Here is a 26882-nt window from a genome sequence, read left to right as displayed (position 1 = left end):
TTTGCCAATTTGGTTACATCATTTTAAAGACTTTATTATTTATACTTTTTCAAAAATATGAGAAGATTTAAAAAAATTCTGCTGGTTTTAGTACTCTTGATTGTGGTTTTGGGAATTGGTTTGTGCGCCTACATTTTTCATTTGAAACCGAAATATGAAGGTGAATTGGAATTGGAAAATCTTCAGAAGGAAACGACCGTATATTTTGATGATTTTGGGGTACCTCACATTTATGCTGATTCTGAAAAAGATGCTATGACAGCTTTAGGCTACGTCCATGCGCAAGAGAGATTATGGCAAATGGAATTGCTTCGCAGAATTGCGCCAGGACGTTTGTCTGAAATTTTCGGATCAGTGGCGCTTAAAAACGATAAATTTTTCGCTGGAATTGGCATCGAGGAAGCTTCGGCGAAAGCCATTGCCAAATTGGATAAAAATAGTGAAAGCTATAAATTGACTCAGGCTTACTTAGATGGAATCAATCAATATTTAGATGAAGGTGTAACGCCAATCGAATTTACTTTGGTTGGTGTAAAAAAACAAAAATTTACGATTCAAGACGTTTACAATATCTTCGGTTACATGTCTTTCAGTTTTGCGATGGCGCAAAAAACAGATCCATTGTTGACTGATATTCGAAATAAATATGGCGTTGAATATTTGAAAGATTTAGGAATTGAAGGAGAATTCAATACAACTCAGCTTAAAAGTTCAAAAAAGATGTTGAGGAATACACAGAGATTTCAAAATCAGTCGCTTCTTTGTTAGATAAATCGCCAATTCCGCCATTTATTGGAAGCAATAGTTGGGTTGTAGGACCTCATAAAACCAAAAGCGGAAAAGTGATTTTTGCCAATGATCCGCATATTGGTTTTTCGCAACCGGGAACTTGGTATGAAGCACACATTATGACACCGAAACACGAATTGTATGGTTGTTATTTGGCAGGAACTCCGTTTCCGTTATTGGCACATAATCGCGATTATGCTTATGGTTTGACGATGTTTGAAAATGACGATATTGATTTTTATCAAGAAAAAATAATCCAAACAATTCGGATCAATATCAAACACCAACTGGTTTTGCAAATTATGAAGTGAGAACGAAAACCATAAAAGTTAAAGATACTTCTGATGTTGTATTGACGGTTAAGTCAACTCGTCACGGACCAATAATGAATGATGTTTTGGATCGTTTGGGCAAGAAAAATCCAATCGCAATGTCGTGGACATTCACTCGAGAGCCAATTCAGATTTTGGACGCTGTTTATGGACTTTCGCATGCAAAAAGCAAAGACGATTTTAGAAAAGCAGTTCAATTGGTTGCCGCGCCGGGATTGAATGTAATGTATGGTGATGCTAAAGGAAATGTAGCGTGGTGGGCAACTGGAAAATTATATAAACACGACAAAGGCGTAAATACCTTTTTGATTTTGGATGGCGCTAGCGGAAAAGATGATATTAAAGAATATTTAGATTTTTCGAAGAATCCATCGGCTGAGAATCCAGAATGGGGTTATGTTTATTCGGCGAATAATCAGCCAGAAGCGATTGACGGTTATTTGTATCCGGGTTATTATTTGCCAGAAGATCGAGCGAAAAGAATTTCAAGTTTAATGAATGCTAAATCAGATTGGGATAAGGAAGCAATCAGCAAAATGATTTATGACAATACTTCGCCAATTGCGCCAGAAACTGCTCAAAAATTGATTTCGATTTTAGATAACAAAACATTTTCTGCAGAAGAAAAACAAGCAATTGAAGTTTTAAAATCATGGAAAGGAACCACAAATCTTGAAGATGTTGCGCCAACAATTTACAATAAATGGATTTATTTGTATTTAAAAAATACTTTTGAAGATGAAATGGGGAAAGACAATTTCGATTTGTTTTTGGGAACTCATATCGGCAAACAAGTTATTGCGAGACAAGTTTCAAATGAAAATTCGGTTTGGTGGGATAATATCAATACCAAAAATGTAAAAGAAACCAGAAAAGATATTATTTCAAAATCGTTTCATGACGCGATTTCGGCACTTCAAAAACAATTAGGAACGTCAATTTCCGATTGGAATTGGGGCAAAGTTCACACTGTAGAACACGAACATCCGCTTGGAAAAATTGCGAGCACTTCGTAAATTATTTAATGTCGGCCCTTTTGAATCTCCAGGATCAAATGAAGTAATTAATAATTTATTTTTTGGTTTTAACGATGAAGGCAAATATTATGTAAAAGGCGGTCCTTCGACAAGAAGAATCGTCGATTTCTCAGACATCGAAAACAGCTGGAGCATTTTGCCAACTGGACAATCAGGAAATCCATTCAGCAAACATTACCACGACCAAGCAGAAATGTATAATGAAGGCAAATTCAGAAAAATGAAATTGAATAAAGACGAGATTATAAAAACGTCAACAAAACTAGTTTTGAAACCTAAAAAGTAGCTTCAAGTTTAAGGTTTCAAGTTTCAAGTTATAGCAAAAGGTTCAAAAGTTTTAGTTTTTAAAACCTTTGAACCTTTATTACTTTGTTACTTTGTCACTTTGAGCCTTTACTTAGAAATATACTTCCCCTTAACAATATCATTTGCAAAAATGTTCAAATTATTTACAAGCGCTTTATTGGCAAGCATTACATTTTTGGTTTGATAGGCAGTATCTTTTTCGTACGCTTTCAGCGGCGTTTCTAATTCAACTTCATCATAAAAAGCGAAAGAATTATAAATAGCATCTCTGAAATTTTTATAATTGATGCTTTGGGTAATTTCCATTGCTTTTTGTTCGTTCCAGCCTTCTTTGGCGGAAGCCTCATTAATCTTGGTTAAGCAAAAATCAATTACATACGTTTTATAATGAGTGGCTTCGACAATTTTATCTACAATGATTTTGTTTTGTTGCGTTGGCATCGGCGGTGGTGGCGGATTGTTTTGTGATAAACATTTTGAAGAAATAAACAAACATAACAATGCAGTCAAAAAACTGTACTTTTTTAGATTTTTCATAGGTTATTTAATTGTTTTTGGGACGGCTAAAATAGTATTTTTTATGATAAATCATCCCGTTTGAATGTTACAAGTTATAACAAAAAACTCCGATAAAGCGACTTTTGAAGTTGCTTTATCGGAGTTTTTAAGGATTTATGATTTCGTTTATTTTTTCGAAAGTTCAGCTAAAACTTTTTTCCGCCTTCATTAGTTGGATCAAGTTCAACCGATTTGGTATAATTTTCAATTGCCAGTTTTTTATCGCCGTCAGCTAAATAAGCTTCACCTAGACTGTCATAAGTATTTCCTGATTTAGGAAAAGCCTCTACATTGATTTTGAAAATCTCAATAGCTTCCTTTTTCTTCCCAGTTTGCAATAATTGATATCCAACTCTATTCATGTCGCCTTCTTTTATTATGGTGTAAGTTGGATCATTTTTTAATTTTTTGTAAGCTTCGTTACCACCGGCAACTCCTTTTTGCGAATAAGCATCTAACAAATCAAGCGCCAATGATTTTTTTGGCTGATCATAGGCTTGTTTGTATAAAATAGCTCTGATTGAATTATTCATTTCGCCTAAAACAGTTCCGCCCGTATTGTTTAACAAAACTACCAGATTTTTATCGGCAGGAATTCTAGAAATTATAGTATTGAACCCGTTGATTCCTCCGCCGTGTTCTGTAATTTTTACTTTTTTGTCGCCAACCGAAACTTCTTCAACAGCCCATCCATATCCATAAGAATCGTCCCAAGCTTTAATATAAGGTTTGAATAACAATTCCATTGATTTTTCTGAAAGTAATTTATTTGTATAAAGTGCCTGATCCCACAAATACAAATCTTCAACCGTTGAATATAAAGATCCGGCCGCATAAGGAATGCTCATGTCGATATAAGCGGCATTGACAATTTTCTTTCCTTCTTTTTCATATCCAGTCGCTCTGTTTTTTATAATAAGATCGCTGTGGTCATAACCAGAATTGACCATTTTAAGAGGAGTAAAAATGGTTTCTTGTAAATATTGCTCATACGTTTTGCCAGTGATTTTTTCAATAATATAACCCAATAAAAAGTAACCAGAATTACTGTAATTAAATTTCTCGCCCGGCGTAAATTCAAGTGGCAATGCCGAAAATGTCTTTACAAATTCTTCAGGAGTATAAGGATTTTTGGCTTTGTCTTTAAAGAAATTTGGAGCGTTCGTATAATTCGGAATTCCTGACGTGTGTGTCAATAGGTGATGAATGGTTATTTTGTTTCCATTTTCTTTTGGATAATCAGGAAGATAAGTTGTGATTGGAACATCTAATTTTATTTTTCCTTCTTCGGCCAATTTTACAATCAAAAGCGCCGTGAATTGTTTTGTAATTGATCCTAATCTAAATTTTGTATCAGGCTGATTTGGAACATTCCATTCAAAATTTGCTGAACCAAAACCTTTTTTAAAAATTATTTTTCCGTTTTCTGCAACGAGAGCAGATCCATTAAATTGGCCATATTCGTTATACTTTTTTAAAAGCTGTTCAATTTCTTTGGCTTTGTCTTGCGCAAAAGTCGTAATGGTAAAAAGAAGTAATGTTGCACTTAGGAGAATTGGTTTGATTGATTTTTTCATAATGATTGATGATTATCGTTTTAAGATTAAGAAATGATTTGTTTTTTGATTGATGATTGAAACGTCGTAACAATTAGATATTCAGTAACTTGTTTTAAAATTACCAATTAAATTTATTCGTTCTAAAGGTTAGACGATCGATTTACGATTTGGTTTCAATCTCAATCAATTTTTTTCCATTTTCTCCTAAAAAATATTTAATTAGCTTAAAGTAAACTTTATATCCGTCATCTACATTAGTAAAAATAAGTAGTCCTTGTTTCGTTTTTGGAAGCAGAAAAAGCGGCGTCTGCACGCCTTGATCAGCACCGCCATGTGATAAAGCATAATTCTCGTTTCCTAAATCATAAATTTCAAAACCAAGACCAAAATATTTATCTTTTTTAGTCGTAACCTGATGTGAATTCATTTCCTCATACACTTTTTTGCTCAAACCATCGCCATTTATAACACTGCATAAAAATGTTCCATAATCCTGAATTGTGGTCAATAAATCATCGGCGGCATTTGCGGTTTTGTTTTTCGTTGGTTCATAAGCATTTCCGTTTTTGTCATAATTGACAGCATATCTTGAAAGGTCAACTTTATCATTCCAAATAAATTGAGTGTCATTCATTTTCAGTGGTTGAAAAATTAATTCCGAAGCCATTTGATCTAAAGTTTTGCCAAATTTCTTCTCCAGAGCTTTCCTCAAATATTCCATTCCTTCGCCAGAATATTGATATTGAGTTCCGGGTTTGAATTTAAAATCGAGTTTGCCGGATTTATTCATGTATCTCCAGTTTGGAAAACCAGTTTGATGACTCAAAACAATTCGTGTCGTCAATAATTTATAATTTGGGTCATTTGCAATATCAGGATCAATCCAGTATTTGTATAATGGTTCGTCTAAATCCCATTTTCCTTGGCTTACTAATTTTAGCGTTGTAATTGCTGTAACTGGTTTTGTTAATGAAGCTACATTCCAAATGGTATTATAAGGCGCTGGAGAATCTCTTTTAAGATTTCCAAAAACTCTAATTTGCTTCAGTTTTCCTTCCGAAATAACTCCGAGGCCTAAAGTCGGAACATTGTTTTCCTTTAACCATTTTTCTGTTTCTTGGTCATTGTCAAAAATACCTTGTTTTTGTTCCTGAGAAAAAACCGTTTGATTGCAGAATAATGCGATTCCTAATAGAATGATTTTTAGCTGGAAAGCAATAAAATAAAAGATTTTCATTTTGATAATTGATTGATGATTAATGATTTTGCAAGAATACTGCAATCAAAATTATGAAAATTGTACAAAAGCGAAATCTTATCTTTTTTGAGAAAGAAAATATGAATTGGGATTAAATGTCTTTGGACTTGCTTTTGTTACGTCTTTGAACTTTCTGATAAAATGAGATTGATCAAAATATTTGTTGTAGAGCGCAATATCGGTTAAACTCATTTTTTCTAAATCGGCATTAATCATTTGATCGACAGATTTTCTGAATTTCAAAATCTGAATGTATTTTTTGATGGTGAGTCCGGTTGTTGCTTTAAATTTAATTTGAAGAAGACGTTGCGAAGAGTTTAATTTTTTGGCAATTTCCGAAACCGAAATTTCTTCTTCCTGAATTCGGATTATTTCACAGATTTTTTCGATTGTATTTTGATTCAACTTTGAATTGTTCAATTCTTCAAAGTAATAATTTACCTTTTCTAATAGAGTTGCGATATCAAAATCAATCTGAATTTGAAAAGGCAATTCTGCTGAATCAACTTTAAGTATTGAATCTGTAAAATTGCTCAAATCATACGTAGGAAACATCGAAAGCGTCCAGGCATGAAGCTGAATAATGGTGACTTTAGTTTTGGGTTGCATATTGACCAAAACTTTATTGGTCATTTGCGAACAAAAATAAATGCCTTCGTTCATTTCATATTTCTGTTTGCTGGTATGAACTTCAATCGCATTTCCAGAAACTATTGCAAGATTGAAACAGCCGTTTGGCAAAACGAGTTTGTTTTCAATCTGACTTTCGCCGATGCTGTTATCCAGACACCAAATTTTATTGACGAACCTTTCTGTTTTTTGAGAGACATAATGTTCTGAGTAGAGGTTCATCTTGGTTTGTCTATAATAAGGATTAGCGTTTTGAAATCGAAGACTAAATTACAGTTTTCTATATCATTGTTTAAAGAAATTCCCCAAAATAATCTCGCTTAGTATTTTCCCATTCCTCCAAAATAATACTATAATAAACATCATCTTTACTTTTTCCTTCTGAATCAACATAATTGTTTCTAAAAATGCCTTCTTTTAAAGCACCCAGTTTTTCAATAGCTCTTTGCGATCTTAAATTTTCAATATCGGCACTAAATTGGATTCTTCTAAATTGAATTTTCTCAAAACCAAAATTCAACAGCTCAAATTTGCAAGCTTTGTTTAATCCCGTTCCCTGAAAATCTTTTCCGTACCATGTCCAGCCAATTTCACATTTTTGGCTCGAATGATTTAAGTAGCCATAGCTTGTACTTCCGGCAACTCTGTTTGTGGCTTTATCTATAATTAAGAAAGGATAACAAATTCCGTCCGCTTTCTGTTTCAACGTGTTTTGAATATAATTTTCGAAATCCTGATCATTTCGAATGTACATTCCCATATACTTCCAGATTTCATCATCAAAAATGATTTCTTTGAGTTCTATATTTCTCGTGCTTTCAAATGGAATTAAAAGGACTTTTTCATTTTCCAGAATAATATTTGTTTTTAGAATTTCGCTGTTCATGAGTTTTTATTTTAGAGTAGATCAAGAAACAAAAGTAATTGTTTAATTTTCGTGAATAAATTGGGTAAAATAACATTTTGTTTTATTTGAAACAAAATAAAAAGCTAATCGTGACTTCATTTTATTTGATTATATATTAAAAGGTATAAGTTGGGTTTTAAATATTCCATAATTGAAAAGCTTTCAGTAAATCTCTAGCAACAAATAATTGCTTTATTTTAAGGGTTATCTATAATTATTACTTATTTTTACGACCCAATATTAGAATTTCCCTCGATGCAAACTTCACTAAAAATTGCTGTAGTTGGTTCTGGACTTGTAGGATCACTTTTGGCAATTTATCTTAAAAAAGCAGGCCACACCGTTCATGTTTATGATCGCAGTCCCGATATTAGAAAAATAAATTTCTCTGGCCGTTCGATAAACCTGGCGATGTCCAATCGCGGATGGAAGGCACTTGATGCTGTTGGTGTTGGTGATTCGGTTCGTGAAATTGCGATTCCTATGGACAAGCGCGCTATTCATTTGGTTGACAAATTGAATTTTCAGAATTACGGTCAGGAAGGAGAATCGATTTATTCGATTTCGAGAGGAAAGCTGAACAGAAAAATGATCGACTTAGCAGAAGGAGCGGGAGCCGAATTTCATTTTGAACAGAAAATCTGGGATGTAACACTAAGCGATGCAACGCTTCATATTGGTGAAACCGAAAGAGGCGAGTGGGAGGAAAGAAAATACGACATGGTTTTTGGCGCCGATGGAGCTTTTTCGAGAATTCGCCACAGAATGCAACGCCAAAGCATGTTCAATTATTCACAAGAATTTTTGAATATGGGCTACAAAGAATTGAATATACCAGCAAATGCTGACGGAACACATAAATTAGATAAAAATTCTTTTCATATTTGGCCAAGAGGCGAATATATGTTAATTGCGCTTCCAAATCTTGACGGAAGTTTTACTTGTACCTTATTTATGCCTTTTGAGGGTGAAAACTCCTTTGAATCATTGACGGATCGTGAAATGGTGGAAGATTTCTTCGAGAAAAATTTCCCAGATTCAATCGAAGTAATTCCTGAATTGGCAAATGATTTCTTTAAAAATCCAACAAGTACTTTGGTAACCATGAAATGTTTTCCTTGGACTTATGAAGATAAAATTGCGTTGATCGGAGACGCTTGTCATGCTATTGTTCCTTTTTACGGACAAGGAATGAATGCAGGTTTTGAAGATATTACGGTTTTGAGCGAAATGATTGAAAAGTACCAAGACGATTGGAAAAAAATCTTTTCAGAATATCAAATTTCAAGAAAGCCAAATGCAGATGCAATTGCAGAGCTTTCGTATCGAAATTTTATGGAAATGAGCACAAAAACAGCAGATGAAAAATTCTTGTTGCAAAAGAAAATAGAAAAGGTTTTTTCAGATAAACATCCAGACAAATGGATTCCGCTTTACAGCCGAGTAACTTTTAGTGATCGCCCTTATGCCGAAGCTTTGGCAATTGGAGATTATCAAAACGGAATCATGGAAGAAGTGCTCCGAATGGAAAATATTGAAAATATCTGGAATACTCCGGAAGTTGAGAATAAAATTCTTGAGTTGCTACAAAAGGCGTAATTACAATATCAATTACAATGTCAATGTCAAAAATTAATTTTATTGACATTGTAATTGATTTTTGATATTGCTATTTTTTGAAAATTTTAGTCAAAACGCCAAAAACGCCTCTTATAAAGGTAGCGCTCGTCACAACTTTCAAAACAGATTTGGTCACAACTTCTGTAGTGCTTGGCTCTGATTTTGATGATTTTGCTGGAGCTTGTTCTTCTTGCTGTGCGACTGTTTCTGCCGCTTGTGCAAGTTTTTTGTTTAGGATTTCGTAAGCACTTTCACGGTCAATTTCTTCAGCATATTTTTTTACCAATTTTGATTTTCCGTTAATTTCTTCAATTTCCTCATCCGATAAAATATCCATTCTGCTCATTGGCGCGCGCATCATGGTTGCGACTAACGGAGTAGGAACTCCTTTTTCGTTTAACGCAGTAACTAATGCTTCTCCAATTCCTAAGCTTGTCAGCAATTCATCGGTTTTATAATATTCTGATGTTGGGTAATTATCAGCTGTTTTTTTAATTGCTTGGCGGTCGTTCGCGGTAAAAGCTCTAAGAGCATGCTGAATTTTCAATCCTAATTGCGCCAAAACACCACTCGGAACATCCATTGGGTTTTGCGTAACAAAATACACACCAATTCCTTTTGAGCGAATCAATTTTACAATTGTTTCGATTTGTTCCAATAATACTTTGCTGGCTTCATTAAAAATCAAGTGAGCCTCATCAATAAAGATGACTAATTCAGGTTGTTCAGCATCTCCTTTTTCAGGCATTTTTTGGTAAATCTCAGCCAAAAGACTCAACATAAAAGTGGAGAATAATTTTGGTTTGTCCTGAATATCCGTCAAGCGGATGATATTTACGTAGCCTTTCCCGTTTTCGTCAATTCGCATTAAATCATCGGTTTCAAAAGACAGTTCGCCAAAAAACAAATCACCTCCTTGTTGTTCCAATTCGATGATCTTTCTTAAAATTGTTCCGGTCGTTGCTGTTGAAATTTTACCATAACTGGCGGCAATTTCATCTTTACCTTCTTCGGTAATATAATTAATAACTTTTTTAATGTCTTTTAAATCTAATAAAGGCATTTGTGTGTCATCGCAATATTTAAAGATTACTGCAACAACACCGGCCTGAGTGTCGTTTAAATCTAAAATTCTAGAAAATAGAACTGGGCCAAATTCAGAAACCGTTGCGCGCAAACGAACTCCGTTCTGTTTTGATAAAGACATTAATTCAACAGGAAACGAAGCTACATTATAAGGTATGTTCATTTTGGCATGGCGTTCAGTTATAAAGCTCTGTTCTTTTCCTTCTTTTGCAATACCACTGAAATCACCTTTTATATCCATCATCAACACAGGAATTCCCACATTTGATAATTGCTCAGAAAAAACCTGAATTGTCTTTGTTTTTCCTGTTCCCGTCGCCCCAGCTATAAGTCCATGGCGATTAAGGGTTTTGAGAGGGATTTTTACATGAGCTTCAGCAATAGCTTCTCCATCCAGAATTGCGCTTCCCAAAGTAATGCTGTCGCCTTTAGAAAGATAACCGTTATTTATGTCTTGAATGAAATTATCTTTTTTATTCATGTTTTATTTGTAATTTATATGATTATGAAAGTTTTGCTTCGTTTTTAACAATTTAACTGTATTTTTTTTAGTAAGAAAAAGCTTTTTTTGATTGAAAAATGTATAAAAAAAAATTCGCGACTTTTTAAGAAGATTTCAATGGATTAATTGAATATTTACTAAAACGTTGTAATTTTTTTACTATTCGACCTTTTTTTTGTTTTATCAAAAAAATGATGCAGGCAATTTAATGAGATATTTTTTAAATTGACGTTAAATTTCCTTCAATAAAATTAAAAAAAGTTTTTTTATTTAAACTAAACGTATAAATTTGCTCCTCTACAAGTTAAATATAACTAAAAAATAAAAATTATTTAAAACTATTAAAATTAAAAAAAATGGCAAACGTTAAAGTTAAAAAAGAAAGCACTTCAAATGGGGGAGGAATGATTTCAGGAATCATTATTGCAGGCATGTGTTTTTGTTGGTTGGTGTATTTGGAAATTCGTTATGGGGGATTCAGCTAACTTTGAAGGAGGGAATCCAGAAACAGGTCACCCAATCAATACTTTAGGTATGGTTTACAAAGGAGGTTTCATTGTACCTGTATTATTAGGTATGCTTTTAATGGTTGTTGTTTTTTCTATTGAGAGATTTATCGTTATCGGTAAAGCCGCTGGTAAAGCTAACTTAGACAAATTCATGAAAAGTGTTCAAGGAAGCATTAAAGAAGGAAACATCGAGGTCGCTATCGCTTCATGTGACAAACAACAAGGTTCAGTTGCAAACGCAATTAAATCTGCTTTGATTAAATATCAAGACGTTAAAAAAGAAGGTTTCAACAGTGAAGAGGCTTCAGAAGTAATCCACAAAGAAATCGAAGAGGCTACTTCATTAGAAATGCCAATGTTGGAAAAAAATATGACTATTATCTCTACTTTAGTATCTTTAGGTACATTAGGAGGATTATTAGGAACAGTATCAGGTATGATTAAAGCGTTTGGTGCGTTAGCTTCTGCTGGAACTCCTGACCAAGTCGCTCTTGCAACAGGTATCTCTGAGGCACTTATCAACACTGCAACAGGTATCTCTACTTCTATCTTTGCAATTGTTTCTTACAACTTCTTTACTGCTAAAATTGACGATTTGACTTACTCTATCGATGAGGCTGGTACTACAATCGTTAATACTTACAGAAAATTCAGAGGAAGTTTAAAACAATAATTAATTTTTGATATATAAAATAATTAAGATTTAATTATATCAAAAAAATAAAATAAGAGATAATGGCTAAAATTAAAATGAAAAAGAAGTCGACATCGACAGATATGACTGCCATGTGTGATGTTGCGTTCCTTTTGCTTACGTTCTTTATCTTGACTGCTACTGCTAAAGTTCCTGAAGCGCTTCCTGTAGATATGCCTGCTTCTACTGTAGAACATAAATTACCAGATTCTAATTTGGCAATTATTACAATAGGAAAAGGAAAAGACGGGAAAAGCAAAGTTTTCTTCGATATCAAAGGAAGAGAGATTCGTAAAAAAACTCTTGAAGGTATGGGAGCAAAATTAGGTGTAACTTTTTCAGAAGATGACAAAGCTAAATTTGCATTAATGGATGATTTTGGTGTTCCATTGGCAAACTTGAAGCAAATCATCGATATGAAAGCAACTGATAGAACTAAAGCAAATCAGCCAGGTATTCCAATCGATTCTTTGGATAATCAATTAAAAGAGTGGCTTTTGGTTTCAAGAAGAGCTACAATTGACCTTGAAGATAAAGAGTTAGAGATTGCAATCAAAGGAGATGCTAAAGAACAATATCCTCAAATCAAAAAGATTATGGATATTTTACAAGAGCAAAAAATCAATTCCTTTAACTTAGTTACAGGTACAAGAGGAAAAGACTTTTAATTAAAAAAGATACACTAAAATGGCTGAATTAAATACTGGCGACAGTGGTGGCGGAAAAGGTGGCAAGGTAAGAAGTAAAAAGCAAAATTCGAAAGTCGATTTAACGGCGATGGTGGATTTGGCATTCTTATTGATCACGTTCTTTATGTTAACCACATCGTTGTCAAAACCTAAAGCAATGGATTTGTCATTGCCAGATAAAGATGATGATCCAAATAAACCAAAAGTTGACACTAAAGTAGATGAAAATCGTACTATGACAGTAATGTTGGGTGCCGATAATAAAATGGTTTACTACATGGGATTGTTAGCTTCTCCTAAGGTTGGTCCTAAGGATATAGCTTACGGAAAAGATGGTATCCGTAGAGAATTGTTAAAACAAAAACAAAACGTTTTAGCGTATTCTGCGGCTTTGGGGAAACCTAAAAACGGAATCATTGTCATCATTAAACCAACTAAGAAATCAAATTATCGTAATTTGGTTGATATCTTAGATGAGATGGCTATCACTGGAGTTGAAACTTACGCAATTGTTCCTGAGTTCACACCAGAGGAAACAAAGGTTATAGATAAACAATAAGAGTAATCTTGAGTTTTGTCAACTAAAAATCTAGAAAAATGAAATTAGATATTATAAAAAATCAATGGCTTGATATCGTATTCGAAGGTCGTAATAAGATATACGGTGCATATGAGTTGAGAAAATCGAACAACAAAACTACGGTAAGAGCTCTTATCATTGGTTCGATCATTTTTAGCTTTGCTGTAGCAACACCTCTTATTGCGAGTTATTTGCCAGATTCTGGTGAAGATGATACGAATAATGATATCAAGATCGTAACAGCGAAAATTCCTGTTAAGAAAAAGAGGAGGTAAAACCTAATGAACCGCCACCACCACCACCACCACCAAAAGTGGATCAAGTGAAGTTTGTGAAGCCGGTTGTTGCTAAAGCAGAAGAGGTTACCGAAGATCCACCAAAAATTGAAGATCTTAAAGATAAGAAGGTTGGTGCTGAAACTATTAAAGGAGATCCAGATGCAGTTTTAACTGTTGAGGAGCCGGTGGGTACTGGAACTGCCGCAGTAGTTGAAGAAGACAACCAAGTATATAACACAGCTGGTATCGAAGTAAAACCAGATTTCCCTGGAGGAATTGAGAAATTCTACAAATTCGTAGGAAACAATTACAAAACTCCAGAAGAAGAAGGTTTAAAAGGTAAAGTTTACGTTACGTTTGTAGTTGAAAAAGACGGTTCATTAACCGACATTAAAGTTTTAAGGGATATCGGTTACGGTACAGGAGCAGAAGCAATTCGTGTTCTTAAAAAATGTCCAAAATGGACTCCTGGCGAGCAAAATGGTAAAAAAGTTAGGGTATTATACTCTCTTCCTATTACTATTCAATCTGCAGAATAATGTTAAAAGATATGCTTAATAATATTCAGAAGAAATCGCTCAAAGAGCGATTTCTTCTTGTTTTAGGAATACTGTTTTTTTTGATATATCTTGTGCTGGGTTTAATGATCATGTTTTGGGAGAAATTGCCATTAAATATGGAGCCAAAATATAGATACGCTTTCGGCGGATTGTTGATTGTGTATTCGGCTATACGTTTTCTGAGATTAATTAATTCAAATACAGAGTAATGATGTTAAAGTATACTAAAGTTGCGGGAGTAGTTCTTTTTGTCTTTTTGTTTGCCATGTGCAACCAAAAAGCAAGAACGATACTAAAGAAACAATTTTGAAAGGATCTCTTGATATTACGGTTGATGAAACTGTAAAACCTATCGTTGATGATCAAGTTGCAGTTTTTGAGGGCACTTATTATGATGCTAAAATTCATGTAAAACCTAAATCTGAGGCGGAGGTTATTAATGATTTAGTAAATCAGAAAGCTAAAGTTGTTGTAACTGCTCGAACTTTAACTAATGAAGAGTTAAAAAGATTCGAGAAAAGCAAGATTAATCCTAGAATTACTCCTTTTGCTGTTGATGCAGTCGCTTTTATTTCAAGTAAAAGTAATAATGATACATTAATTGCGTTGAAAAGTGTGATTGATTTTATGCAAGGAAAACCAGACTCGAAGATCAAAGGTCTTGTGTTTGATAATCCGAACTCTAGTACTGTTCGTTATATGAAAGAATTAGCTAAAATTAAAGATATTCCAAAAAATGGAGTTTTTTCTTTTAATACTAACGATGAAGTTATTAAATTCGTTTCTGAAAATGAAGGCATGATTGGAGTAATTGGTGTGAATTGGCTTTCGCAACCTTCACAAAATATGACTAATTATATTAGTAAAGTCAATATCATGGGGGTTAAAGGGACGAAAGATAATGAATACCATTATCCAAGTCAAACTGAGCTTATGGAAGGGAAATATCCTTTGGCACGTGATTTGTTTATTATAAATTGCCAGGGCTATTCTGGATTAGGTATGGGTTTTTCTTCTTTTATTGCTGGTGAAATTGGCCAAAGAATTGTTTTAAAATCGAGCTTAATGCCGGTTAAAACTCCGAGTAGAAAACTTCAAATAAGAAGTGAAATTATTAAAGATAAAGAATAAATTAATTACGATAAAGATGAATAAATTTAAAATTTTTAGTCTTGCTTTAGTTGCGACAGCTTCTGTTGCACAAGCGCAAGATATTAAAGAAGCTAAAAAAGCTATTGATGCTGAACAGTTTCAAAAAGCAAAATCTTTGCTTAAGTCAATCATAAAAGCAAAACCTTCAGACGGTGAAGCTAATTTTGTTTTAGGAAATATCTATTTAAACCAAAGCGTTATCGATTCGGCTAAAATTTATTACTTAAATGGAATTGAAGCTTCGGATAGAAAAAACCTAAATTATATTGGTTTGGGTCAAATCGATCTTGATAATAAAAATGCAATACTAGCGCAAGCTAACTTTGGTCTAGCGACTAAAGATATGAAGCGTAAAGATGTTGATGAGTATATCTACATCGGTAGAGCTTATATGAATTCAGTTAATCCTGATTATAACAGCGCAATTACAAGTTTAAAACGTGCATTGGCGATCGAGCCTCAAAATGCTACAGCTTTATTGGCAATTGGTGATGCTTATTATGGAGCAAACAATCAAAATGATGCATATAAAGCATATCGTGATGCGTTTACTGCCGATCCAACACTTTTAAGAGCAAAAATGCAATTAGGTGTTTTATTGAAAGGTGCTAAATCTTATGATGAAGCGATTAAAGCTTTCAATGAAGTTATTGCTTTAAATGCAAATTATGGTCCTGTTTACAGAGAATTGGCTGAAACATATTACAAATGGGCTAGAAATAAACCTTCTACTTCTAAAACTAATTTGCAAAACGCAATCACTAATTATGAGAAATATTTGAGTTTAACAGATTACTCTTTAGATTCAAAAATGCGTCACGCAGATTTCTTGATCTTAGTTAAAGATTATAAGAGTTTAGAAACTGTTGCTAACAAAATGATTGCTGAGGATAAAGTTAATCCTAGAATTTACAGATATTTAGGGTATTCTGCTTATGAAAATGGAAACATTGATGTTGCTCTTAAATCTTTAGAAGATTATATAAAAGTTCCTACCAACAAAATTATCGCTAAAGATTATTTGTATTTAGGATTTGCTAAAATCAAAAAAGGAACTGCGGCTGATGGTTCAGTGGAAGCTTCTGCTTTTGATGCAGGTTTGACAGATATTAAAAAAGCTGTTGCAATGGAGCCTTTGGCAGTTGAGGATCTTGGTGATTTTGGAAAAGAATTGTTTACTAAAAAACAATACAACCAAGTGCTATGACTATTTATGAGTTGAGTACCACTAACACGGAGCAAAAAAATTACTTGAACGATAATGTTTATTTAGGTATTTCACTTTACTATGCAAATGCTAACAAAGCGGCTGGAACTGCTGATGCTACTGCTTTAGGTAAAGCGGATGCTCGCTTTTGATAGAGTACTTGTTGCTTCTCCATCTTATGATGAGGCTTACTTATACAAAGGAAGAATCAACAACTTATTGGAGAAAGATGATTTGATTATCAAAAACTACGAAGAGTATATTACTAAAACGACTGCAAAAGGTGCTGAAGAAATGGCAAAACCTGCAACAGTTAAAAAAATTGTTGAAGCTTACAATAGTATTGGTGCGGCTTATGCTAATACAGACAAAGCTAAAGCAGTTGAATATTTCAATAAATCTTTAGTTTTAGATCCTGCTAATAAATATGCATCTGATTCTGTAAAAGCATTAAAATAAGATAAGTTTTTATAACTAATTAAAAAACCGATAGTTCATTGAGCTATCGGTTTTTTTGTTACGTATTTAAATGACTATCTTTGCACTTTAAAATTGAATAATGTTATCAAAGGAAATACAGTTAGAAGTTAATAAAGGAGCAATGTTGCCTTTAATGGAAGAATTTTACACCATTCAAGGAGAAGGTTTTCATACTGGAACAGCGGCGTATTTTATTAGAATTGGAGGATGTGATGTAGGTTGTCACTGGTGTGATGTGAAAGAAAGCTGGAATGCTGAATTGCATCCGCCTACGAAAACTGATTTAATTGTAAAGAATGCTTCGGCTTATGCTGACACTGCTGTAATAACAGGTGGGGAACCTCTGACTTGGGATATGACTTTGCTTACACAGCAGTTAAAGGATAAAAATCTAAAAGTTCATATAGAAACTTCAGGTGCATACCCGCTTAGTGGAACATGGGATTGGATTTGTCTTTCTCCAAAAAAATAAACTTCCGACGCAAACTGTTTATGACAATGCACACGAGCTAAAAGTAATTATTTACAATAAGCATGATTTTATTTTTGCGGAGGAACAAGCTGAATTGGTAAATGATAATGCAATTTTATTTTTGCGGCCGGAATGGAGTAAAAAAGAAGAAATGACTCCATTGATTGTTGATTATGTAATGAATAATCCAAAATGGCGTGTTTCACTTCAGACACATAAGTATTTAAATATACCATAAAACAAAAAATCTCTTCAACTGAAGAGATTTTTTATTTTATGCCATTTGCATTTCTATTTTTTGAGAAGAATTTAGTTTAATCCCAATTTTTTGATTTCTTAAGAGTGGTAATGTGCGCTAAATGGTGATTGGAATGCCAGGCATACATTCCGATGATTCGTTTTAATTTCAATTCTAGATTGCTTTCAGGATGAATAAAAGATTTTTCTAAATCATCTGATGATAAATTTTGCATAATATAAACTAATCTGGAATGAAGGCCAGTTAATAAAGTTAAGCTAGCCTCAATTGGCATTGTTTTGTTGTCTGGCAACTCGCTCCATAATACTTCATCATAAGCTTTTATAACCGGATTATTTTCGGTCAAAGTCCATTTAATCCTGATAAAGCAATTCATATGGCTTTCAGCGCAATGATGAATTACTTGTCTTATTGTCCATCCACCCGGGCGATAAGGAGTATTTAGTTGCTCGTCGCTTAAATTAATGGTTTCTTTTTTTAGCTTTTCAGGAAATGCGACGAGTTCGCTAATCTTCTCATTGAGATATTCAGTTGTGTAAGATTCAGGAATTACAAATTTTCCTATTGGGTATTTTAATTTTTCTAAGGTTGATTCTTCCATAGTTTTATAATGATAGTTTAGCTAAATAATCATAATGTTCGCCTTCTAAAATTAGCTCACACTGCAATCCATTTGCGTTTGCCGCATTTTGAAGTGTATTGTAATCCAAATAAAGCCAATTAAAAGTTTCTTCTTTTTCGCCTTTGTACGAGATGGTGAAAGTTAATTCTCCATAATAATCATTGTCAGACGGAATCCATTTTCCTCCATCCTCATCTTCATCAAACATATAAATGATATCGGAGCTGTCTATCAAAATTTGACCACCCGGATTTAATAATGATTTTAATTTTGACAAATATTGATTGCAATTTTCGAGCTTCCCAAAAATTCCCGTACCATTCATTAATAGCAGAATGGTGTCAAATTTATTACCCTCAAAGTCTAAGAGATTTTGAATTTTGGCATTTTTTAAACCTCTTAATTTACAAGTCTCAATTGCTTTTTCTGATATATCGATCGATGTTACGTCAAGATTTCTCTCATTTTGCAACGAGAGACTATGACTTCCAGCGCCACAGCCAACATCTAAAATTTTACCGAAAGATAATTGAAGTGCTTTTTGCTCTAATTTTGGCATTTCATTATCGGAGCGAAATAAATATGCAACACTCATTTCGTCTTCCTCAGAAATTGAAGTTTCGGTAATAATATTCTCGGGTGAATTATTTGTTTGGAAATCGAACATCGCTTTCCCAAAAAGATCTTTCATCGTATTTTAATTCAAAGATTAGGGTTTCAAGTTTAAAGTTGTTTAATTTTGCAGTTCAACTTTAAATTTTAAACTTGAAACAAATTTTAAATAACTTAAATAAGTTAGCCAAAGATAAGCATATCGAAAATAAAAAGTATTTTGATAGGCTTAAAAAGAAACAGCCTAAGAATTTGGATTATATCATGCAGGATTTGCATGATGCCGAATTTAAGAAAACAGATTGTCTGCAATGCGCAAATTGTTGCAAGACGACAGGGCCACTATTTACTTTGGCTGATATCGAAAGAATCTCTAAATCATTCAGGCAAAAACCACAGCAATTCATTGATCAATATTTGCGAATTGATGAGGATAAAGACTATGTTTTAAAAAGCGTTCCTTGTACTTTTTTGGATAGCGAAAATTACTGTATGATTTATGATGTTCGTCCAAAGGCATGTCGCGAGTTCCCGCATACAGACCGTAAGAAGTTTCATCAGATATCAGATTTGACATTGAAAAATGTTGCCATATGTCCAGCGACTTATAATATTGTGGAAGAAATGAAAAAGAAACTTCCGTTATAAGGTGTCTAAAAACTGCTAATTGTTTTTTAAAGCAATTCTATTCTGGTTTTTTAAATGTATTTTTGAATTGAAGAAAATACAAATCGTAAATATCAAAACAAAATCAATAAATTGAATTTAGAATATTTTATAGCCAAGAGACTTATTACTGCAAAAGATTATAAAAGCAGTATCTCGGCGCCTATCATAAAAATTGCCATTTCGGCTATTGCAATTGGAATTATTATGATGTTGGTTTCAGTAGCAACTGGAATTGGATTACAACAAAAAATCCGAGATAAAATTTCGGCTTTTAACGGGCAGGTCATTATATCGAATTTTGACAATAATAATTCTGAAGCAACATTAACTCCAATTTCCAAAAAACAAGATTTTTATCCCAATTTCAAATCGGTTCCAGATGTAAAACACATCCAGGCAATTGCTACTAAAGCTGGAATTATTAGAACTCAAAATGCTTTTGAAGGAATCATTTTTAAAGGAGTAGGAGCAGATTATGATTGGAACAGTATAAAAGAATATCTTGTTGAAGGGAAATTGCCTGATTTTTCGAAATCATTAAATGAAGAAGTCATTATTTCCAGATTTCTTGCAGACCGACTTAATTTGAAACTGGGAGATAGTTTTAATACTTTTTTTATAAAAGAAGAACAAGGAAAAATGCCTAACAGCCGCCGATTTAAAATTGCGGGTATTTTTAGTTCAGGTTTTCAGGATTTTGATGCAACTTTTATAATAGGTGATATTCGACACATCCAGCGAATCAACAAATGGGCACCCGATCAAATTGGTGCTTTTGAAGTTTTCGTGAAAGATTTTACTAAAATTAAGCAAACAGGCAATCAGATTTACGAGCAGACGCCGTCAGGACTAGATACTAAGACTATAATTGAAAAGTATAGTTATATTTTTGATTGGTTACAGCTTTTTGATTTTAATATAGTGGTGATTTTAGGAGTTATGATTTTGGTTGCGACTATAAATATGGTAGTGGCACTTTTAGTTCTAATTTTAGAACGCACACAAATGATCGGAATTTTGAAATCACTTGGCGCAAACAATTGGACTGTCCGAAAAATATTTTTATATAATGCATTCTATTTAATAGTAAGAGGGCTGTTTTGGGGTAATCTTATCGGAATCTCAATTTTATTAATCCAGCGGCAATTTGGGGTTGTTCATTTAAACCCCGAAAACTATTATGTAAATCAAGCGCCAGTATATTTAAATTGGGGTTATGTAATTGCGTTAAATCTATTGACAATAATAATTTGTTTTTTAGTATTGCTGATACCATCCTATATAATAACCAAGATATCTCCAGTCAAAGCAATTCGTTTTGATTAATTGTTATAATACAAGTTTTCCAACCCGACAGATTTCTAGAACCTGTCGGGTTTGTTTTTTATACACATATATATGATAGTAATGTTTTTTTGCCAGAGCAAAGCCAAAGCTTGTTTTGGGATTTAGAAAATTTGGGATTTTTGGTTTTAATCAGGAGCTTTATCCCCCTATCCGCTCCAATCTTTTGCTTTTTAAAGAAAAAAGCAAAAGGATTTCCTCCCGATGCCTCGGGACTATCGGGGCTATGGCACCGGTTTTCAGTAGAAATCCAGAGGGAAGAGAAGATTTGGGGCAAAAAGAGAGCCTGAAAGACAGAAAACCTGGCGCCTTGTCGCCTTTTTGGGGTCAAAATCGCCAAATGCTTGCGCTTAAGAAGGCTGTTTTCTTATCTAAAAAGCGGGCGAAAGATTGAAAATCCTGCAAAAGCTGGATGTGAAAACCCGATAAAATCATGAAAACCGCACCGAAATTCAGAAAAAGGCTACGGTTTGTCAAAAAAGTTGTTTTGTAAAGAATGTGTTATCAGCGAGTTAGGAGAAAAATAAAAAAAAGACCGAAAAAACATTTGGAAAAGCCTTGCACAACTGGAAAAAGGTGCTACTTTTGCACCCGCAACAGCGAAAACGTTCACAGAAATACTGGCAGGCAATACGGACCAAGCGGGAAGAGATTCCTGAAAAAAAGTTCAAAAAAAGCTTGCAGGTTTTGAAAAAGCGTTCTACATTTGCACCCCGCAAAACACGGAAAGTTCCTTGAGAGATTGAAAGAAAAATGAGAAAATGGAAGCGAAAAAAAGTTTCAAAATTTTTCAAGTTTTTCTTGCGAGAAACAAAAAGAAGTTTTAGTTTTGCACCCGCTTTGAGAGACAAGCGGAATACAAGAAATTACGTTCGTAGACATATTGAATTGACAGCCGTTCCGATGAGAATCGGAACAAACAGAATAAGAGTAACGGAATCGGAAGATCCGAATATAACCACTAGATAAGCGTCGAATATACATTATTAAAATATACGATGAAGAGTTTGATCCTGGCTCAGGATGAACGCTAGCGGCAGGCTTAACACATGCAAGTCGAGGGGTAGAAGTCTTCGGATTTTGAGACCGGCGCACGGGTGCGTAACGCGTATGCAATCTGCCTTCCACAGAGGGATAGCCCAGAGAAATTTGGATTAATACCTCATAGCATCGTTTTCCGGCATCGGGAAGCGATTAAAGTCACAACGGTGGAAGATGAGCATGCGTCCCATTAGCTAGTTGGCAAGGTAACGGCTTACCAAGGCGACGATGGGTAGGGGTCCTGAGAGGGAGATCCCCCACACTGGTACTGAGACACGGACCAGACTCCTACGGGAGGCGACAGTGAGGAATATTGGTCAATGGGCGCAAGCCTGAACCAGCCATGCCGCGTGCAGGATGACGGTCCTATGGATTGTAAACTGCTTTTGTACGGGAAGAAACACTCCTACGTGTAGGAGCTTGACGGTACCGTAAGAATAAGGATCGGCTAACTCCGTGCCAGCGTGCAGCGGTAATACGGAGGATCCAAGCGTTATCCGGAATCATTGGGTTTAAAGGGTCTGTAGGCGGTCTTGTAAGTCAGTGGTGAAAGCCCATCGCTCAACGGTGGAACGGCCATTGATACTGCAGGACTTGAATTACTGGGAAGCAACTAGAATATGTAGTGTAGCGGTGAAATGCTTAGAGATTACATGGAATACCAATTGCGAAGGCAGGTTGCTACCAGTGGATTGACGCTGATGGACGAAAGCGTGGGTAGCGAACAGGATTAGATACCCTGGTAGTCCACGCCGTAAACGATGGATACTAGCTGTTGGGGGCGACCTCAGTGGCTAAGCGAAAGTGATAAGTATCCCACCTGGGGAGTACGAACGCAAGTTTGAAACTCAAAGGAATTGACGGGGGCCCGCACAAGCGGTGGAGCATGTGGTTTAATTCGATGATACGCGAGGAACCTTACCAAGGCTTAAATGCAGACTGACCGTTTTGGAAACAGAACTTTCGCAAGACAGTCTACAAGGTGTCGCATGGTTGTCGTCAGCTCGTGCCGTGAGGTGTCAGGTTAAGTCCTATAACGAGCGCAACCCCTGTTGTTAGTTGCCAGCGAGTCATGTCGGGAACTCTAGCAAGACTGCCAGTGCAAACTGTGAGGAAGGTGGGGATGACGTCAAATCATCACGGCCCTTACGCCTTGGGCTACACACGTGCTACAATGGCCGGTACAGAGAGCGACCACCCCGCGAGGGGGAGCGAATCTACAAAGCCGGTCACAGTTCGGATCGGAGTCTGCAACTCGACTCCGTGAAGCTGGAATCGCTAGTAATCGGATATCAGCCATGATCCGGTGAATACGTTCCCGGGCCTTGTACACACCGCCCGTCAAGCCATGGAAGCTGGGGGTGCCTGAAGTCGGTGACCGCAAGGAGTCGCCTAGGGTAAAACTGGTAACTAGGGCTAAGTCGTAACAAGGTAGCCGTACCGGAAGGTGCGGCTGGAACACCTCCTTTCTAGAGCCTTGAGTGTTGGCCGCAGCGCACATCAGGGAAAAAGATGCGAACCGGATGGTTTGGGATTCAAGACTGCGCTACTCTTGCTGTCGATTTAAAAAAAATGATAAAACTTAAGAAAAACAGAGTCTCGTAGCTCAGCTGGTTAGAGTACTACACTGATAATGTAGGGGTCGGCAGTTCGAGTCTGCCCGGGACTACTATTTGACTTGAGCAAAGGAAATTTTAGAAGTTGAGTGTTAATGAGCATACCTCATAACTAATAACTCATGACTAGAAATGGGGGATTAGCTCAGCTGGCTAGAGCGCCTGCCTTGCACGCAGGAGGTCAACGGTTCGACTCCGTTATTCTCCACAATCCCGATGGATCGGGAAAAAGTTCATTGACATATTGAGATAAGAAAAATACAAAAAGTAGAAAGCGTTTCTGCCAGCGATGGCGGAAACAAAAAAACGGTCTCGTTTTGAAAACGAGATTGGTACAATAAGCAAAACAAGGGCGCATGGGGAATGCCTAGGCTCTCAGAGGCGAAGAAGGACGTGATAAGTCGCGAAAAGTCGCGGGGACTGGCACACACAGATCGATCCGCAGATATCCGAATGGGGCAACCCGCTATGCTGAAGGCATAGCACACCGATAGGTGGGCAAACCCGCTGAACTGAAACATCTAAGTAGGCGGAGGAGAAGAAAACAAAAGTGATTCCGTAAGTAGTGGCGAGCGAACGCGGATTAGCCCAAACCAGGCATGTTGCGGCATATCTGGGGTTGTAGGACCGCGACATTTCATGCACAAGGAACCGGAAGCTTCTGGAAAGGAGCGCCATAGAGGGTGACAGCCCCGTATGGGCAACGAGTGTAATGGATAGCGGTATCCTGAGTAGGGCGGGGCACGTGAAACCCTGTCTGAATTCGGCGGGACCATCCGCTAAGGCTAAATACTCCTGAGAGACCGATAGTGAACCAGTACCGTGAGGGAAAGGTGAAAAGAACCGTGAATAACGGAGTGAAATAGATCCTGAAACCATGCGCCTACAAGCGGTCGGAGCCCTTAAGTGGGGTGACGGCGTGCCTTTTGCATAATGAGCCTACGAGTTAACGTTGCCGGCAAGGATAAGTGGTTAAGCCATGGATCCGCGGCGAAAGCGAGTCTGAATAGGGCGCTTTAGTCGGCAGTGTTAGACGCGAAACCGTGTGATCTACCCATGGGCAGGTTGAAGCTGTGGTAACACACAGTGGAGGACCGAACCGGTTGACGTTGAAAAGTCTTCGGATGACCTGTGGGTAGGGGTGAAAGGCCAATCAAACTCGGAAATAGCTCGTACTCCCCGAAATGCATTTAGGTGCGGCGCTGATGATAGTTATATAGAGGTAGAGCTACTGATTGGATGCGGGGGCTTCACCGCCTACCAATTCCTGACAAACTCCGAATGCTATATAATGTTTCACAGCAGTGAGGGCTTGGGTGCTAAGGTCCAAGTCCGAGAGGGAAAGAACCCAGACCATCAGCTAAGGTCCCCAAATATATGCTAAGTTGAAAGAACGAGGTTTGTCTGCCCAGACAGCTAGGATGTTGGCTTGGAAGCGACCATTCATTTAAAGAGTGCGTAACAGCTCACTAGTCGAGCGGACGAGCATGGATAATAATCGGGCATAAGCATATTACCGAAGCTATGGATTTTGCGGCAATGCAAAGTGGTAGGGGAGCATTCCGACAGGGCTGAAGGTGTGTCGCAAGGCATGCTGGACCGGTCGGAAAAGAAAATGTAGGCATAAGTAACGATAATGCGGGCGAGAAACCCGCACACCGAAAAACTAAGGTTTCCACAGCTATGCTAATCAGCTGTGGGTTAGTCTGGTCCTAAGGCGAACCCGAAAGGGACAGTCGATGGCCGACGGGTTAATATTCCCGTACTACTAATTACTGTGATGGGGTGACGGAGTGATGAAAGCGCCGCGAACTGACGGAATAGTTCGTTGAAGTACCTAGCTATATTCTCTATAGGCAAATCCGTAGAGAATGGTGAAATACGATAGTACTCGGAGTCTTCGGACAAAGAGATAGTGCGCCTAAGGGCTTCCAAGAAAAACCTCTAAACTTCAGGTAATTAGTACCAGTACCGCAAACCGACACAGGTAGTTGAGGAGAGAATCCTAAGGTGCTCGAGAGATTCATGGCTAAGGAATTAGGCAAAATAGACCTGTAACTTCGGGAGAAAGGTCGCCCTGCCCACGGCGGGGCCGCAGTGAAGAGGTCCAGGCGACTGTTTATCAAAAACACAGGGCTCTGCAAAATCGCAAGATGAAGTATAGGGCCTGACACCTGCCCGGTGCTGGAAGGTTAAGAGGAGATGTTATCTTCGGAGAAGCATTGAATTGAAGCCCCAGTAAACGGCGGCCGTAACTATAACGGTCCTAAGGTAGCGAAATTCCTTGTCGGGTAAGTTCCGACCTGCACGAATGGTGTAACGATCTGGACACTGTCTCAGCCATGAGCTCGGTGAAATTGTAGTAACGGTGAAGATGCCGTTTACCCGCAGTGGGACGAAAAGACCCTGTGCACCTTTACTATAGCTTAGTATTGACCTTGGATAAATGATGTGTAGGATAGGTTGGAGACTATGAGGCGGCGTCGCCAGGCGTTGTGGAGTCATTGTTGAAATACAACCCTTTGTTTATCTGAGGCCTAACCCCGCGTCGCGGGGGACATTGCTTGGTGGGTAGTTTGACTGGGGTGGTCGCCTCCAAAAGAGTAACGGAGGCTTCTAAAGGTTCCCTCAGCACGCTTGGTAACCGTGCGCAGAGTGCAATGGCATAAGGGAGCTTGACTGAGAGACATACAGGTCGATCAGGTACGAAAGTAGAGCATAGTGATCCGGTGGTTCCGCATGGAAGGGCCATCGCTCAAAGGATAAAAGGTACGCCGGGGATAACAGGCTGATCTCCCCCAAGAGCTCATATCGACGGGGGGTTTGGCACCTCGATGTCGGCTCGTCACATCCTGGGGCTGGAGAAGGTCCCAAGGGTTGGGCTGTTCGCCCATTAAAGTGGCACGCGAGCTGGGTTCAGAACGTCGTGAGACAGTTCGGTCTCTATCTACTGCGGGCGTTAGAAATTTGAGTGGATCTGATTCTAGTACGAGAGGACCGAATTGGACCAACCTCTAGTGTATCTGTTGTCCCGCCAGGGGCACCGCAGAGTAGCTACGTTGGGAAGGGATAAGCGCTGAAAGCATATAAGCGCGAAACCCACCACAAGATGAGATTTCTTTTAAGGATCGTGGAAGATGACCACGTTGATAGGCTACAGATGTAAAGGCGACAATGTCACAGTCGAGTAGTACTAATAATCCGTAAGCTTATGTACATCCCTTTTCCCTCCGAGCAATCGGAGGGAGAGAACTTTCTATAATGGATATTGTTTCTTTGTCTCAGTATGTTAAGATATTAGCTCGCGCAAGAGCAGTGACTAGTAAAAAGTAACTAGTGATTAGTCCAAAGCTAATTGCTAATCACTAAAAGCTAATCACTTAAAACCTTAAGGTGGTTATTGCGCATGGGGCTCACCTCTTCCCATCCCGAACAGAGAAGTTAAGCCCGCCTGCGCAGATGGTACTGCATCATTGTGGGAGAGTATGTCGTCGCCTTTCTTTTGAAAACCCTT

Annotated in this window: 18 protein-coding genes, 2 tRNA genes, 3 rRNA genes and 4 pseudogenes; 19 read left to right on the top strand and 8 right to left on the bottom strand. The window is 36.9% G+C overall.

Annotation, left to right across the window (positions count from 1 at the left end; all coding sequences use genetic code 11):
• Positions 1–57: 57 nt before the first annotated feature.
• Positions 58–2444 (top strand): annotated as a pseudogene (locus ACQ9BO_RS00135) (penicillin acylase family protein).
• A gap of 107 nt (positions 2445–2551) precedes the next feature.
• Here ACQ9BO_RS00135 and ACQ9BO_RS00130 read toward each other — a convergent pair.
• The 5 genes from ACQ9BO_RS00130 to ACQ9BO_RS00110 form a co-directional block, all read right to left on the bottom strand.
• Entirely contained in the window at positions 2552–3001 is a 450-nt protein-coding gene (locus tag ACQ9BO_RS00130; protein ID WP_431243180.1) for a hypothetical protein, read from the bottom strand.
• 167 nt (positions 3002–3168) lie between these two features.
• A complete protein-coding gene (locus tag ACQ9BO_RS00125; protein WP_431243179.1) occupies positions 3169–4599 on the bottom strand; it encodes a serine hydrolase in 1431 nt (476 codons plus the stop codon).
• Between the two features lie 142 nt (positions 4600–4741).
• Positions 4742–5818 carry a serine hydrolase domain-containing protein gene (locus tag ACQ9BO_RS00120; RefSeq protein ID WP_431243178.1) on the bottom strand — a complete coding sequence of 359 codons (1077 nt, stop codon included), beginning with the start codon at positions 5816–5818 and terminating at the stop codon, positions 4742–4744.
• A gap of 78 nt (positions 5819–5896) precedes the next feature.
• On the bottom strand, positions 5897–6691 hold the full coding sequence (locus tag ACQ9BO_RS00115) for a helix-turn-helix domain-containing protein (protein ID WP_431243177.1): 795 nt from the start codon (positions 6689–6691) through the stop codon (positions 5897–5899).
• Positions 6692–6761: 70 nt separating this feature from the next.
• The gene (locus tag ACQ9BO_RS00110) at positions 6762–7355 is read right to left on the bottom strand and encodes a GNAT family N-acetyltransferase (protein ID WP_431243176.1); all 594 of its coding nucleotides are present in this window, start codon (positions 7353–7355) and stop codon (positions 6762–6764) included.
• Positions 7356–7631: 276 nt separating this feature from the next.
• Here ACQ9BO_RS00110 and ACQ9BO_RS00105 point away from each other — a divergent pair, with 276 nt between their 5' ends.
• Positions 7632–8975, top strand: coding sequence for an FAD-dependent oxidoreductase (locus ACQ9BO_RS00105; protein ID WP_431243175.1), 1344 nt, complete (start codon positions 7632–7634; stop codon positions 8973–8975).
• Between the two features lie 70 nt (positions 8976–9045).
• Here ACQ9BO_RS00105 and ACQ9BO_RS00100 read toward each other — a convergent pair whose 3' ends face one another.
• On the bottom strand, positions 9046–10563 hold the full coding sequence (locus tag ACQ9BO_RS00100; protein ID WP_431243174.1) for a helicase HerA-like domain-containing protein: 1518 nt from the start codon (positions 10561–10563) through the stop codon (positions 9046–9048).
• 377 nt (positions 10564–10940) lie between these two features.
• On the opposite strand from ACQ9BO_RS00100, the pseudogene ACQ9BO_RS00095 reads away from it, so the two are divergent.
• The 9 genes and pseudogenes from ACQ9BO_RS00095 to ACQ9BO_RS00055 all read left to right on the top strand — a co-directional run bounded on the left by ACQ9BO_RS00095 (position 10941) and on the right by ACQ9BO_RS00055 (position 17443).
• A pseudogene (locus tag ACQ9BO_RS00095) lies at positions 10941–11766 on the top strand (MotA/TolQ/ExbB proton channel family protein).
• A 62-nt stretch (positions 11767–11828) separates the two neighbouring features.
• Complete coding sequence (locus tag ACQ9BO_RS00090; protein WP_431243173.1) at positions 11829–12455, top strand: ExbD/TolR family protein; 627 nt, start codon at positions 11829–11831, stop codon at positions 12453–12455.
• Between the two features lie 19 nt (positions 12456–12474).
• A complete protein-coding gene (locus tag ACQ9BO_RS00085) occupies positions 12475–13035 on the top strand; it encodes an ExbD/TolR family protein (RefSeq protein WP_132987600.1) in 561 nt (186 codons plus the stop codon).
• 38 nt (positions 13036–13073) lie between these two features.
• Positions 13074–13873, top strand: a pseudogene (locus ACQ9BO_RS00080) (energy transducer TonB).
• Positions 13873–14103, top strand: a complete 231-nt coding sequence (locus ACQ9BO_RS00075) for a hypothetical protein (protein ID WP_053472547.1) — start codon at positions 13873–13875, stop codon at positions 14101–14103. The pseudogene ACQ9BO_RS00080 and the gene ACQ9BO_RS00075 overlap by 1 nt, the downstream one beginning before the upstream one ends.
• 97 nt (positions 14104–14200) lie before the next feature.
• Positions 14201–15025, top strand: coding sequence for a PstS family phosphate ABC transporter substrate-binding protein (locus ACQ9BO_RS00070; protein WP_431243172.1), 825 nt, complete (start codon positions 14201–14203; stop codon positions 15023–15025).
• Between the two features lie 16 nt (positions 15026–15041).
• Positions 15042–16253 (top strand): tetratricopeptide repeat protein, encoded by a 1212-nt coding sequence (locus ACQ9BO_RS00065; RefSeq protein ID WP_431243171.1) that lies wholly within the window; start codon positions 15042–15044, stop codon positions 16251–16253.
• Between the two features lie 138 nt (positions 16254–16391).
• Entirely contained in the window at positions 16392–16712 is a 321-nt protein-coding gene (locus tag ACQ9BO_RS00060; RefSeq protein ID WP_431243170.1) for a hypothetical protein, read from the top strand.
• Positions 16713–16812: 100 nt separating this feature from the next.
• A pseudogene (locus ACQ9BO_RS00055) lies at positions 16813–17443 on the top strand (7-carboxy-7-deazaguanine synthase QueE).
• Positions 17444–17519: 76 nt separating this feature from the next.
• Here the strand turns inward: ACQ9BO_RS00055 and ACQ9BO_RS00050 are convergent.
• Positions 17520–18065: a YfiT family bacillithiol transferase gene (locus tag ACQ9BO_RS00050; protein ID WP_431243169.1), complete on the bottom strand. Its 546-nt coding sequence runs from the start codon at positions 18063–18065 to the stop codon at positions 17520–17522.
• A gap of 4 nt (positions 18066–18069) precedes the next feature.
• The gene (locus tag ACQ9BO_RS00045) at positions 18070–18777 is read right to left on the bottom strand and encodes a class I SAM-dependent methyltransferase (RefSeq protein ID WP_431243168.1); all 708 of its coding nucleotides are present in this window, start codon (positions 18775–18777) and stop codon (positions 18070–18072) included.
• A 74-nt stretch (positions 18778–18851) separates the two neighbouring features.
• On the opposite strand from ACQ9BO_RS00045, the gene ACQ9BO_RS00040 reads away from it, so the two are divergent.
• The 8 genes from ACQ9BO_RS00040 to rrf all read left to right on the top strand — a co-directional run bounded on the left by ACQ9BO_RS00040 (position 18852) and on the right by rrf (position 26868).
• Entirely contained in the window at positions 18852–19346 is a 495-nt protein-coding gene (locus ACQ9BO_RS00040) for a YkgJ family cysteine cluster protein (RefSeq protein WP_431243167.1), read from the top strand.
• A gap of 111 nt (positions 19347–19457) precedes the next feature.
• Positions 19458–20693: an ABC transporter permease gene (locus ACQ9BO_RS00035; RefSeq protein ID WP_431243166.1), complete on the top strand. Its 1236-nt coding sequence runs from the start codon at positions 19458–19460 to the stop codon at positions 20691–20693.
• A 115-nt stretch (positions 20694–20808) separates the two neighbouring features.
• Positions 20809–21105 (top strand): hypothetical protein, encoded by a 297-nt coding sequence (locus tag ACQ9BO_RS00030; protein ID WP_431243165.1) that lies wholly within the window; start codon positions 20809–20811, stop codon positions 21103–21105.
• Positions 21106–21706: 601 nt separating this feature from the next.
• Positions 21707–23221 (top strand): 16S ribosomal RNA (locus ACQ9BO_RS00025).
• Positions 23222–23347: 126 nt separating this feature from the next.
• A tRNA-Ile gene (locus ACQ9BO_RS00020) sits at positions 23348–23421 on the top strand.
• Between the two features lie 81 nt (positions 23422–23502).
• A tRNA-Ala gene (locus ACQ9BO_RS00015) sits at positions 23503–23576 on the top strand.
• A gap of 127 nt (positions 23577–23703) precedes the next feature.
• Positions 23704–26585: ribosomal RNA gene (locus tag ACQ9BO_RS00010) — 23S ribosomal RNA — on the top strand.
• Positions 26586–26757: 172 nt separating this feature from the next.
• A 5S ribosomal RNA gene (gene rrf, locus ACQ9BO_RS00005) occupies positions 26758–26868 on the top strand.
• Together the 16S, 23S and 5S rRNA genes with 2 tRNA genes alongside form the textbook arrangement of a ribosomal RNA operon.
• The last annotated feature ends 14 nt before the right edge of the window (positions 26869–26882 follow it).

The organism is Flavobacterium sp. P21 (assembly GCF_050632225.1).
Classification (GTDB): domain Bacteria; phylum Bacteroidota; class Bacteroidia; order Flavobacteriales; family Flavobacteriaceae; genus Flavobacterium.
This window is presented reverse-complemented; position numbering and strand designations above follow the sequence as displayed.

Excerpts from the sequence above, each read along its gene's own strand:
- ACQ9BO_RS00065 (WP_431243171.1), top strand. The coding sequence starts at position 15,042 with ATGAATAAATTTAAAATTTTTAGTCTTGCTTTAGTTGCGACAGCTTCT.
- ACQ9BO_RS00130 (WP_431243180.1), bottom strand. The coding sequence starts at position 3,001 with ATGAAAAATCTAAAAAAGTACAGTTTTTTGACTGCATTGTTATGTTTG.
- ACQ9BO_RS00060 (WP_431243170.1), top strand. The coding sequence starts at position 16,392 with ATGCTCGCTTTTGATAGAGTACTTGTTGCTTCTCCATCTTATGATGAG.
- ACQ9BO_RS00110 (WP_431243176.1), bottom strand. The coding sequence starts at position 7,355 with ATGAACAGCGAAATTCTAAAAACAAATATTATTCTGGAAAATGAAAAA.
- ACQ9BO_RS00045 (WP_431243168.1), bottom strand. The coding sequence starts at position 18,777 with ATGAAAGATCTTTTTGGGAAAGCGATGTTCGATTTCCAAACAAATAAT.
- ACQ9BO_RS00085 (WP_132987600.1), top strand. The coding sequence starts at position 12,475 with ATGGCTGAATTAAATACTGGCGACAGTGGTGGCGGAAAAGGTGGCAAG.
- ACQ9BO_RS00050 (WP_431243169.1), bottom strand. The coding sequence starts at position 18,065 with ATGGAAGAATCAACCTTAGAAAAATTAAAATACCCAATAGGAAAATTT.
- ACQ9BO_RS00105 (WP_431243175.1), top strand. The coding sequence starts at position 7,632 with ATGCAAACTTCACTAAAAATTGCTGTAGTTGGTTCTGGACTTGTAGGA.
- ACQ9BO_RS00120 (WP_431243178.1), bottom strand. The coding sequence starts at position 5,818 with ATGAAAATCTTTTATTTTATTGCTTTCCAGCTAAAAATCATTCTATTA.
- ACQ9BO_RS00115 (WP_431243177.1), bottom strand. The coding sequence starts at position 6,691 with ATGAACCTCTACTCAGAACATTATGTCTCTCAAAAAACAGAAAGGTTC.
- ACQ9BO_RS00100 (WP_431243174.1), bottom strand. The coding sequence starts at position 10,563 with ATGAATAAAAAAGATAATTTCATTCAAGACATAAATAACGGTTATCTT.
- ACQ9BO_RS00090 (WP_431243173.1), top strand. The coding sequence starts at position 11,829 with ATGGCTAAAATTAAAATGAAAAAGAAGTCGACATCGACAGATATGACT.
- ACQ9BO_RS00075 (WP_053472547.1), top strand. The coding sequence starts at position 13,873 with ATGTTAAAAGATATGCTTAATAATATTCAGAAGAAATCGCTCAAAGAG.
- ACQ9BO_RS00125 (WP_431243179.1), bottom strand. The coding sequence starts at position 4,599 with ATGAAAAAATCAATCAAACCAATTCTCCTAAGTGCAACATTACTTCTT.